The sequence below is a fragment of the Amycolatopsis sp. cmx-4-61 genome, assembly GCF_046548775.1.
In the GTDB taxonomy this organism is placed as follows: domain Bacteria; phylum Actinomycetota; class Actinomycetes; order Mycobacteriales; family Pseudonocardiaceae; genus Amycolatopsis.
On record NZ_JAEBEI010000010.1, the window covers coordinates 18,407 to 29,189 of the forward strand.

The window sequence follows — 10,783 nt, forward strand, 5'->3', positions numbered from 1 at the left end:
GCATGGCCGGGGAGACGTCCGAGCGGACCGCGCTGTTCGAGGAGGACCCGCGCGGCCGCCGTCGCCGCGGCGTGTCCGGCCTGATCGGGGTGGTGATCGTCGCCGCGGCGTTCGGCGGGATCGCCGGCCTGATCGGCGGCACGGTGACCGGCCTGGTCGTCGCGCTGGTGATCGCGCTGCCGCTGCTGTACGTGATGGCGGTCAGCATCCGGCGGCGCGTCTGGATCGAGGGTTCGACGCTGCTCGTGCGCACGTGGGGGCTGCGCCGGGTCGACCTGTCGACAGCGACCCGCCTCGACCTCGTCGTCGGCGACGTCCGGGGCAGCCGCACGGTGAGCCTGCTGGTCAACGCGGGCCAGCGGGGCAAGGTGGCGAAGGTGGACCTCGCCGTGTTCTCCGGGACGGGCGGGCGCGAGCTGGGCATCCTGCAGCTGCGGAAGCTCGCGAACGCCCTGATGAACAACACCGAGGCGAACGGCCTCGTGTTCGGTGAGCTGCTCGTCGCCGAACTGAAGGCGGAGGCGCGCGGCTCCGGTGTCGCCGAGCGCCCGCTCTACCGCCTGGCGTCGGTGGCGCCGTCGGGCAAGTACGTCCAGCGGTTCACGATGGAGGCGGTCAGCCGGTTCGTGGCAACGCTGGACTGAGGTGCCCGGCGGGCTCGCGTGCGGCGATCAGGGCGGCCAGGACGGTGGTCACCGGGACGGCCGCGACGATGCCGACGCTGCCCGCGAGCGTGCGGATGATCTCCTGCGCGATCTCCTCGCTGCTGAGCAGCGCGCCGAGCCCGACGCCGGAGATCGACGAGTACAGCAGCACCGGCAGCGCGGCCCCGGCGTAGGCCATGACGAGCGTGTTGACCGCCGAACCGACGTGGTCGCGCCCGATCCGCAGGCCCGAGCGGTAGAGCTCGCGCCACGTCAGGTCCGGGTTGGCGCGCCGGAGTTCCCACACGGCGCTCGTCTGCGTGACGGTGACGTCGTCGAGCACGCCGAGGGCGCCGATCACGACGCCGGCGAGCAGCAGCCCGCGCGCGTCGATGCCGTGGCCGAGCGAGCCGATGAGCGTCGAGGTGCTGTCGTCGAGGCCGGTCAGCGAGGCCGCGGCGGAGAAGATCGCGGACAGCACGCCGATGAGGGCGAGGCTGACGAGTGTGCCGAGCACGGCCGCGGACGTCCGCGCGGAGAGCCCGTGGGTCAGGTAGAGCGCGATGAACATGATCGCACCGGCCCCGGCGATGGCCACGACCAGGGGATTTTCCCCGGCGAGGATGGCGGGGAGGATGAACAGCGCGATGACGACGAAGGACAACCCGAGCGCGACGAGCGCCGCGACGCCCTGCCACCGCCCCAGCACGAGCACGGCGACGGCGAAGAGCGCGGCCAGCACGAGCAGCGGGGTACCGCGCTGGAAGTCGACGAGCTGGAAGCTGGCCGGATCGTTCGGGTTGCCGTTGTTGTAGGCGAGGACGACGGCGTCTCCGGCCGCGAAGCGGGGAGTGCTGGGCTCGATGGGGACGGTCAGCCGCAGCGGTTTTCCTTCGGCCGGGCCGTCGGTCATGGCGAGTTCGACGGTCAGGCAGGGTTTCGCGTTCGGGTCGCTCTGGTCGCCGACCTGGACCTGGCCCTGGGCGAGGCAGGGGCCGGTGGCGGTGGTGCGGATGTCGGCGTGCACGGGGGTGCCCTGGGGGACGACGCTGGTGGGGGCGGCCTTGCCCCAGGGGTAGAGGACGACCATGCCGACGACGGTGGCGAGCGCGAGCGGGGCGAGCAGCCAGATCAGGAGGATTTTCACGCGCCGGGACGCGGGGGCGGCCGGTCCGTGGCCGTGCCCGTGCCCGTGCCCGTGCCCGGCGTGCGGTTCCGGGGTGTCGGCGGCGGGTTTGCGCCGGGGCCGGACACCGGTGGCTGGCTGCGGCCCGGTGTCCCCACGGCGGGAGGCGGAGCGGTCTTCGGCGGGGACGGCCTGCGGCCCGGTGTCCCCGCGGCGGGGAGCGGGACGGTCTTCGGTTGGGGCGGGCTGTGGTCCGGTGTCCCCGCGGCGGGTGCGCGGCGCGGCGGTGGCGGTCTCGGCGGCTCGCTGCGGCCCGGTGTCCCCGCGGCGGCGGGGTGCGGCGGCTTGGTCGCTCCCGGCGACGGGCTGGGGTCCGGTGTCGCCGCGGCGCTTCCGCGGGGTCTCGGCGTGCCCGTTCTCGGCCGGGAGCCGCAGTGAGCCGGTGTGCGCCGTGCGCTGGGGTCCGGTGTCGGCTCGGCGGCGGGTGGGGTCGGCCGCGCGGCGGGCGGCCTCCGGTGGGGTGCGGCGGGCGGGTTTGCCGGACGTACCCGGCGTTCCGGACGTCGCGCGGTCCGGCGAAAGGGACACCTCGTCCGTGATCCGGCGGATCGGGCCGGTTTCGTCGTCGTCGAGGTCAGGGCGGTCCACCCGCACATCCTGACAGCGGGTTTCGCCACCCCGCGCGAGGGGCCGCCGACGGCCCGGTTCGTCCCGATGCGCCGTGTCGTCCCCGCAATCACGCGTGTCGGCCTCACGATCACGCGTGTCGACCCTTCCGGCACGCCGAACCCCGCCCGGGCAAACCCGAACTCGCGTGATCAGAGGCGCAACTGGCGTGATTGGAGGGCCATCACGCGTGATTGGAGGGTCATCTCGCGTGATTGAAGGGACGACACGGAGCTCAGCCGTAGGACTGGCGGACGTGGACCCGGCGGTAGGCCGACGGCGGGGTGTCGAAGTGGTCGAGGAATGCCTGGCGCAGGGTTTCGGTCGAGCCGAAGCCACAGCGGCGGGCGATCGTCGCCAGCGGGAGGTCCGTGCCGGACAGCAGGCGGGCCGCGTGCTCGGTGCGGATCGTGCGGACGTACCGGCTCGGGGTGGTGCCCAGGTGGGCGTCGAACAGCCGGGTCAGCTGGCGCGTGCTGATGCCGGCCCGGGCCGCCAGGGCCGGCGTGCCGAGGTCGGCGTCGAGGTGCTCGGCGATGTACGCCGTGAGGTCGCGGACCTCGCGGTGCTCCGGCGGCGGCCCGGCCAGGAACAGGCTGACCTGGGCCTGGTTGCCCGGCCGCTGCAGGTACGTCACCAGCGCGCGGGCCGCTTCACGGGCCAGCGACGGGCCGTGGTCGGCCTCCACCAGCGACAGCGTCAGGTCGAGCCCGCTCGTGACGCCCGCCGCGGTGTAGACGTTGCCGTGACGCACGTACAGCGGGACCGGGTCCACCGTCACCGACGGGTAGTCCCGGGCCAAACGGGCCGCGTACCGCCAGTGCGTCGTCGCGCGGCGGCCGTTGAGCAGCCCGGCCGCCGCGAGGACCTCCGCGCCCGTGCACACCGACGCGACGCGGCGGCTCGTGCGGGCCAGCCGCCGGACGTGGGCCAGGACGCGTTCGTCGGCCGCCGCGGCCGTGCTGCCCCAGCCGCCCGCGACCACCAGCGTGTCCAGGTCACCCGCGACCTGGTCGAGCCGCAGGTGCGGCTGCAGCGTCAGGCCGGAGCCGGTGCGGATGCCGTGGCCGTCGACCGAGGCCAGCTGCAGCTCGTACGGCGGCCGCGCGCCGAGCCGGTTCGCGGCGTCGAACACATCGGCGGGACAGGCGATGTCCAGCAGCTCGGCGTCGGCGTAACCGACGATCGCGACCCGTCTGGGTGAGCCTGGCATGATCGAACGCTAGCAGCCGGAACCGGCGCTCGGACGTGGTTCGCAGGAATCCGGACATCGACGTCGCCCACGTCCCGCGCGGACGCCACGGTGAACGGCATGACCGATGACCCGAAGACCATCGCCTTCGTCGTGTACCCCGGCCTGACGCCGCTGGATCTCGTCGGCCCGCTGCAGGTGCTCAGCGCACTCGCCCAGATGGACCCGCGCTACCGGACCGTCGTGGTCGGTGCCACGAAGGACGCCGTCGGCACCGACACCCCGCTGCGGATCGCCCCGAGCCATACGTTCGACGAGGTGCCGTCCCCCTTCGCGGTGCTCGTGCCCGGCGGCACCGTGCCGACCCTGCACGCGATGGCGGACGAACGCCTCCTCGCCTGGCTGCGCACCGCGGCCGGCCGCGCCGAGCTGGTGACGTCCGTGTGCACCGGCTCGCTCGTCCTCGGCGCGGCCGGGCTGCTGGAGGGCCGGGAGGCGACGACGCACTGGCTGTTCCGCGACCTGCTGCCGGGCCTCGGCGCGACCCCCGTCGCCCGGCGGTGGGTCGAGGACGGCCCGGTGATCACCGCGGCGGGCGTCTCGGCGGGCATCGACCTGGCGCTGCACCTGGCCGAGCGGCTGGCCGGCCGCCAGGTCGCGACGAACATCCAGTTCGCCATCGAGTACGACCCGGAGCCGCCGCAGGGTCCCCTGGACTGGGCGAACCAGCCGTACGGCGACCTGAAGCCGTTGCGCGAACACACCTTGCGCGCCGGGCTGGCCGAGCACCCGGACCTGCTGGCGAAACTGCTCGCGCACGCGTGAGGACGAACGTCGCCGGCCATCTCGCCGGCGGCCCGTTGCTGTTGTTCCGACCCGACCCCTAGTGCCGGGCTTGCCGCACCCGCGCAACTGAGGCCGACCTCGGAGGTGCGGTGTGCCCGCCGGATGTTCGTTCGGCGCCGGCGAGTGCGGCCTCGAGCAGCCGGACCGCCCGCCACGGATCACCCGCGTCGCGGTAGGCGGCGGCGAGGTTGCTCCGGGAGACCAGGGCGCTGGGGTGGTCGGCGTCGAGCGCCCGCACCCGGTGGGCCAGCACGGCCTCGAACAGGGGCAGCGCCCGCGCCGGGTCGCCCGCTGCTTTGTAGGTGGCGGCGAGGTTTCTCCGGCAGTTCACGGTGTCGGGGTGGTCGGCGCCCAGGACCCGCGCGTAATCAGTGACGACGGCCTCCAGCAACGGGACCGCCCGCCCCAGGTCACCCGCGTCCCGGTGGGCGACGGCGAGGGTGTGGCGGACGGCCAGTGCGTCGTGGTGGCCCGGCTCAGGCGGAAAGCCGTTGACGTGCCGGCCGTCGAACTGGGTTGGGAGCGTACTCTCGTGCGCCGTCACGGCTTTCGACGATCGAGCCGGCGGAAGGTGTTCCGCTCGCGGCCGGTCACCACCGGATCCACACCGACTCGAGGCCGCCGACCAGCAGACCCTCGTGGGCCTTGAGTTCCGCGGCCGGAACGGCGAGTTCCAGCTGCGGCAGCCGGCTCAGGAACAGCTCCAGGGAGATCTCCATCTCGATCCGGGCGAGCGACTGGCCCAGGCACGAGTACTGCCCGCCGCCGAACGCCACGTGAGGGTTGGGGCTGCGGCCCAGGTCCATCACGTCGGCCCCGGGGAACACGTCCTCGTCGCGGTTGGCCGCGCCCATGCTGCAGATCACCGTCGTGCCCGCCGGCAGCACCCGGTCGGTCAGCTGCACGTCTTCGCTGACGTAGCGCGGGATCCCGATGCCCGGGTTCACGTCGAACCGCAGCGCCTCCTCGATCGCGGTGCGGCGCTTCGCCGGGTCGACCAGCAGCTGTTCCCAGCGGTCCCGCTCGGACAGCAGCATCGCGAACAGCTTGCCGATCATGTTGGACGTGGCTTCGTGCCCGGCGATCAGCAGGCCCTGCGCGGTCAGCACCACTTCCGCCTCGGACAACCGCTCGCCGTTCTCCGGCGCGGTCACCAGGGTGCTCAGCAGGTCATCGCCCGGGTTCTCGCGGAGCGCGGCCACGTGCGCGGTCAGGTAGCCGAAGTAGTCGGCCTGGGCGGCGTTGATCTCGTCCTGGGTGAACCGGGAGACGTTCAGCATGGTGTCCGACCAGTGCCGGAAGCGGTGCCGGTCCTCCTCCGGGACGCCCAGCAGCATCCCGATCACCCACACGGGCAACGGAAACCCGTACGCCTCGGCCAGATCCGCCGGCGAACCGTTCTCGATCATCCGGTCCAGCAACTGCGCGGCCATCTCCTCGATGCGCGGCCGGATGGCCAGCATCCGGCGGGCGGTGAAGTACCGGCCGACCAGCCGCCGCCAGCGCTGGTGCCCGGCCCCGGAGGCGATCGAGTTGGCCGCGCCGAACAGGCCGCCGTCTTCGTCGTCGCTGATCTTGGCCGCGCCCTCCGCGTCCAGCTGCCGCGCGAACCGCGGGTCGTAGATCACCCGGCGGACGTCCTCGTGCCGGGTCAGCAGCACCGCCTCGTCCCCGCTGGCCAGCCGGATCCGGGCGACCGGGCACTCGCCGCGCAGCCGGGCCCACTCCGGTGACGGCTCCAGCGCGGAAGGGTTGGCGAACGGGTAGTCGAGCGCGGTCTGGTCACCGGTGCTGCTCGGCACGGACACGATTCCTCCGTAAGGGGCGGGGTTTGCGGTTCAGTCGACGGACAGCACGGTCACGTGCGGCCCGGATCTCGGCTGCATGTCGGCCAAGCCGACCGGGGTGGCGTCCACTTCGTCCAGCCGCAACGTGGTGCGCCGCAGCAACTGTTCGGCCAGCACGGTCAGTTCGGCCAGTGCGAAACCCGCGCCGAGACAGCGGTGCGGCCCGCCGCCGAACGGGAAGTACTCGTGCCGGCCCGGTTTCCGGTGGTCCGGCCGGTGCGGGTCCCAGCGCTGCGGGTCGAACCGCTCCGGGTCCGGGAACACCTCGCCGATCCGGTGCGTGACGAACGGGCTGATCAGCACCTCGTCGCCGGCGTGCACCCGCAGGCCGCCGTACTCGAACCCGGACACCACCGCACGGGGCAGCAACGCCACCGGCGGGTGCAGCCGCAGCGCCTCGGACACCGTGCCGTCCAGGTAACGCCAGCCGGGGCCGGGGATGCTGTCCCGGCAGCGTCGCCACTCCTCGGGCGTGGCCAGCAGAGCCAGCGCGGTCCAGGTCATGGCCGCGCTGCTGGTCACGTAGCTGGCCGCGGTCACGCTGATCACCTGGTCGACGATCTCGGTGTCGGTGAGCGCGGCCCCGGCCGGCGTGCGGTGCGCCAGCAACAGGCTGAGCACGTCGTCCCCGTCGTCGGGGGCACCCGTCCGCAGCCGGTGTGCGACCTCCTCCGCGACCCGCCGCGCCACCGCGGCCCGCGACCGCACCGCCCGCCGCCACGACGGCAAGCCCTTGCGTTGCAGGGACTGCAGCGGCTCCGCCCGGTCCACCACGACCAGCACCTCGTCGACCAGCGCGCCCAGCCGGGCTTCCTCGGCGGCCAGCCGCGGACCGAACAACACCGCGATGGTGCTGCGCCGCACCATGCTGCGCAGCTCCCGGGAAAGGTCCAGCCGTTGCCCGCGCCGCCAGCCGTCGATCACGGTGTCGGCGGCGGCGCGGATCGATTCGGTGTAACCGTCGACGATGCGCTGCGTGAATTTCGGCACCAGCACCTGCCGCCGCCTGCGGTGGTCGGCGCCGTCGCTGACCAGCAACGCGGTCGCACCGTTGATCACGATCAGCGACTCGAACGATTCGTGCCAGCTGAACAGGTCCGAATTGCTCAGTACGAAGTCGTTCGCGTCCGGCCCGAGCAGGAAGACGTAGCGGCTGCGGCCGTTGCGCAGCACCGACACCGGCCCGTACCGGCGGTACTGGTTGAGCAGTGCCCGGTGTGGCGTGAATGTCAGTTCCGCGAGCGTACGGAACTGTTGCAGCGGCCCGTTTCGCGGAGGTCGATCGGTTCTGCTCACCACGCCCCCAGCGCGCCGCAGAAGATTTTTTCCTCGGACTGCGAGTCCTACCGGGACCACCTGGGAAAGTCAAGACCGGCGTTCGCGGTTGCCCGATCCGGACCAACGCGCCGAGTGGTATTCGCGGTTTCCCCTTTCCCGGCCCACGAGGAGGGTTGCGGAACCGGCCGGGATGCGTGCACAGTTGACGCACCGGTCCGACCGGCCACCGCCGGCACTCGGATCGCACACTGGGGAGTGGCAGCAGGGCAGACGTGGTCGTCTGCTGCCCGGATTTCCGTGCCGGGAAGATCGGTCGTCGCCGATTCCCCGCAGCCGGCCACGGGGGATCGGAGTCTTGGGTGGACATTCCACATCAGGCGGGGACGTGTCCGGCGTTTCCCTTCGACCGCAGGTCCGTAGAACATCCTGAGCTGTACTACACGCTCCAGGACCACGAACCGGTGGCGACGGTGACGTTGCCGACCGGCGACCGGGTCAAGCTGATCACCCGGTTCGAGGACGCCCGGAACATCCTGCTGGACCGGGAGAACATCTACAGCCGGGCCCGGTTGTGCGAGCCGGGCGCGCCCTGGTTCTCCACGCTGCGCCCGCCACCCGGGATGCTGACCACCACCGACCCGCCGGAGAACATGCGGCTGCGCCGGCTGGTCGCCGGCTACTTCGGCGGCAAGCGCATCAAGATCATGACCCCGCGGATGCAGGCGGTCACCGACGGCCTGCTGGACGCGATGGAGGCACGCACCCCGCCGGTCGACCTGGTCCGGGCGCTGTCCCTGCCGGTGCCGATCGCGATGATCTGCCAGTTGCTCGGCGTGCCACCCGATGGTGAGGAACTGGTGCACGACTGGTGCAACTCGCTGATCACCATCACCGCGGACGAGCCGGACGAGCTCATCGCGCACCAGATGAAAATGGCCGCGTACACGCTGGAACTGGCCGAGCTCAAGCGCAAGGAACCCGGCGACGACCTGCTGGCCAACCTCGTGCAGGCCATGGACGAGGGCAAACTGGACAGCGGCGAGCTGGTCATGCTCATCATGTTCCTGGCCATCGCCGGGCACGAGACCACCGTGAGCATGATCAACGGCGCGGTGCTCACCCTGCTGGACAACCCCGAGCACCTGGAGATCTTCCGCACCGACGAGTCGGTCGCCGACGCGTACGTCGAGGAACTGTTGCGGGTCAACCCGATCGGCGACGGCGGCCCGCTGGCCATCGTCACCGAGGACGTCGAAGTGAGCGGCACCGTGATCAAGGCGGGCGAGGCGGTGCTGGTGCCGGTCGGCGCGGCCAACCGGGACAGCCGCCGCTACGAGGACCCGGCGGCGTTCAAGCCGGAGCGGGAAAACCGCGACCACCTGGCGTTCGGGCTGGGGGCGCACTCCTGCCTGGGTGCACCGCTGGCCCGCGCCGAGCTGAAGATCGTGCTGGGCTCGTTGTTCCGCCGCTTCCCGAAGCTGGCGCTGGCGTGCGACCGGGACGACCTGCGGCTGCAGCCGACGCTGTCCCTGCACACGCTGCAGTCGCTGCCGGTCACCTGGTAGCCGGCGGCTGATGATGGTCCCGACGAGGATGACGGCCGTGCCGTTGCCGGAGTTCGGCGATCCGGACGTGTTGCGCATGACGGAACTGCCGGTCCCGCGACCGGGTCCCGGCGAGGTGCTGGTGCGCGTCGGCGCGGTCTCCGTCGGCCGCACGCTGGACGTCGCGACCCGGGCCGGCGGGCTGCCGTTCTCCCGCCTGGTTTCGCTGCCGCACGTGCTCGGCGCGGACCACGCCGGTACCGTCGCCGCACTCGGCCCGGGCGGCGCCGGGCCGCCACCCGGCACCCGCGTGGCGGCGTTCCCGGTGCTGGTCTGCGGTGACTGCGACGGGTGTGAGGACGGCCGGCCGGAAACCTGTGCCCGGCTGGAACTGCTGGGGGTGCACCGTCCCGGCGCGTACGCGCAGTTCTGCGTGGTGCCGGAGGAGAACCTGTACCCCGTCCCGGACGACGTGTCCGACGAGCAGGCCGCCGCGCTCGCGCTGAACGGCGCGGTCGCGGTGCGCCAGCTCGCCGAGGCGGCGCTGCGGCCGGGCGACTGGGTGCTCGTGCCGGCCGCGGCCGGCGCGCTCGGCTCGGCCGTGGTCACGCTGGCCCGGCGCCGGGGGATCCGGATCGCCGCGGGCACCCGGCATGCGGCGAAACACCGCCGGCTGCAGCAGATCGGCGCCGATCTGGTGCTCGACCCGGCCGATCCCGGCACGCCGGCCCGGCTGGCCGAAGCGACCGGCGGCCGCGGGGTGCGCGCGATCATCGACAACGTGGCCGATCCGGCGATGTGGCCGGCCGTCGCGGACGTGCTGGCGCCGGGTGGCACGGTGGTGTGCTCCGGCGCGCTCGGGCCCGCCCGGGTCCAGCTGGACCTGCGCCGGATGTACCTGCGCAGCCAGTCGATCCGGGCGGTGCGCACCGCCCGGCCGGCCGACGCGGTGGCGCTGTGGAAGGAGGTCGCGGCCGGGTTCCGGGTTCCGCTCGACCCGCGGCCGTTCACCCTGGCCGGGGCGGCCGCGGCGCACCGGCACGTGGAGTCCGACGCCGGTTTCGGCCGGGTTGTGCTGAGCGTCCCGTGAACCCGCGACCGGCGCCCGCCGGCCCGCCCCGGTCAGTCCACAACGGACTCCGGATCGGGCACCGTGGTCATCCCGTACTTCTCGAACAGCGGCGCCGCCGTCTCCGGGGTGAGGATACCGTTGCGCGCCAGGCTGTCCGCCTCCACGAACCAGCCCTCGGGGCCGGCCGGCTGGAACAGGGTCAGGTGCCGGCCACCCGCCTCGCGGGCACTGAGCCGGTGCGGCACCCCGCGGGGCACCATCACCAGTTCGCCCGGGCCGCAGGTGAACTCCTCGTCGCCGCACACGAAGTCGTAGGAACCGGCGAGCACGTAGAAGAACTCCTCCTCGTCCCGGTGCACGTGGGCCTGCGGTCCGGACCACGGCTTCATGGTCATCTCCAGCAGGGCGAACGCGCTGTTCGTGTCCTGTGGACCGACGCGGATGCGGCCGTCGAGGAAGGGCAAGGAGAAAGAGTGGGAAGCCGGGTGCGCGCCCATCGGGATCACCGCCGATCTTGTTGTCTGCCAACGACACTACCGGAGACCGCGGCGGTCGCGGAACCGAACGG

The 10,783-nt window shown here is 72.7% G+C and carries 10 protein-coding genes; 4 read left to right on the top strand and 6 right to left on the bottom strand.

The features are described 5' to 3' along the window. Positions 1 to 2: 2 nt before the first annotated feature. Positions 3 to 644 carry a hypothetical protein gene (locus tag ACLJOU_RS26295; protein WP_410571127.1) on the top strand — a complete coding sequence of 214 codons (642 nt, stop codon included), beginning with the start codon at positions 3 to 5 and terminating at the stop codon, positions 642 to 644. Here ACLJOU_RS26295 and ACLJOU_RS26300 read toward each other — a convergent pair. Both ACLJOU_RS26300 and ACLJOU_RS26305 read right to left on the bottom strand, forming a co-directional pair. Then, positions 616 to 2,418, bottom strand: coding sequence for a YibE/F family protein (locus tag ACLJOU_RS26300; RefSeq protein WP_410570794.1), 1,803 nt, complete (start codon positions 2,416 to 2,418; stop codon positions 616 to 618). The genes ACLJOU_RS26295 and ACLJOU_RS26300 overlap by 29 nt on opposite strands. Before the next feature lie 253 nt (positions 2,419 to 2,671). Then, positions 2,672 to 3,649 carry a GlxA family transcriptional regulator gene (locus ACLJOU_RS26305; protein ID WP_410570796.1) on the bottom strand — a complete coding sequence of 326 codons (978 nt, stop codon included), beginning with the start codon at positions 3,647 to 3,649 and terminating at the stop codon, positions 2,672 to 2,674. Between the two features lie 99 nt (positions 3,650 to 3,748). Here ACLJOU_RS26305 and ACLJOU_RS26310 point away from each other — a divergent pair, with 99 nt between their 5' ends. Continuing rightward, positions 3,749 to 4,453, top strand: a complete 705-nt coding sequence (locus tag ACLJOU_RS26310) for a DJ-1/PfpI family protein (RefSeq protein WP_410570797.1) — start codon at positions 3,749 to 3,751, stop codon at positions 4,451 to 4,453. A gap of 58 nt (positions 4,454 to 4,511) precedes the next feature. Here ACLJOU_RS26310 and ACLJOU_RS26315 read toward each other — a convergent pair whose 3' ends face one another. Genes ACLJOU_RS26315 through ACLJOU_RS26325 form a run of 3 tightly spaced genes read right to left on the bottom strand, consistent with a single transcriptional unit; the run spans position 4,512 to position 7,617 of the window. After that, the gene (locus ACLJOU_RS26315) at positions 4,512 to 5,018 is read right to left on the bottom strand and encodes a tetratricopeptide repeat protein (protein ID WP_410570799.1); all 507 of its coding nucleotides are present in this window, start codon (positions 5,016 to 5,018) and stop codon (positions 4,512 to 4,514) included. Positions 5,019 to 5,064: 46 nt separating this feature from the next. After that, positions 5,065 to 6,282 (bottom strand): cytochrome P450, encoded by a 1,218-nt coding sequence (locus ACLJOU_RS26320; protein WP_410570801.1) that lies wholly within the window; start codon positions 6,280 to 6,282, stop codon positions 5,065 to 5,067. A 30-nt stretch (positions 6,283 to 6,312) separates the two neighbouring features. Continuing rightward, entirely contained in the window at positions 6,313 to 7,617 is a 1,305-nt protein-coding gene (locus ACLJOU_RS26325) for a cytochrome P450 (protein ID WP_410570803.1), read from the bottom strand. Between the two features lie 452 nt (positions 7,618 to 8,069). On the opposite strand from ACLJOU_RS26325, the gene ACLJOU_RS26330 reads away from it, so the two are divergent. Further along, positions 8,070 to 9,164: a cytochrome P450 gene (locus ACLJOU_RS26330; protein WP_410570804.1), complete on the top strand. Its 1,095-nt coding sequence runs from the start codon at positions 8,070 to 8,072 to the stop codon at positions 9,162 to 9,164. A gap of 28 nt (positions 9,165 to 9,192) precedes the next feature. Next, positions 9,193 to 10,233, top strand: coding sequence for an alcohol dehydrogenase catalytic domain-containing protein (locus tag ACLJOU_RS26335; protein WP_410571129.1), 1,041 nt, complete (start codon positions 9,193 to 9,195; stop codon positions 10,231 to 10,233). A gap of 32 nt (positions 10,234 to 10,265) precedes the next feature. Here ACLJOU_RS26335 and ACLJOU_RS26340 read toward each other — a convergent pair whose 3' ends face one another. Next, on the bottom strand, positions 10,266 to 10,679 hold the full coding sequence (locus ACLJOU_RS26340) for a cupin domain-containing protein (protein ID WP_410570806.1): 414 nt from the start codon (positions 10,677 to 10,679) through the stop codon (positions 10,266 to 10,268). Positions 10,680 to 10,783: the final 104 nt, after the last annotated feature.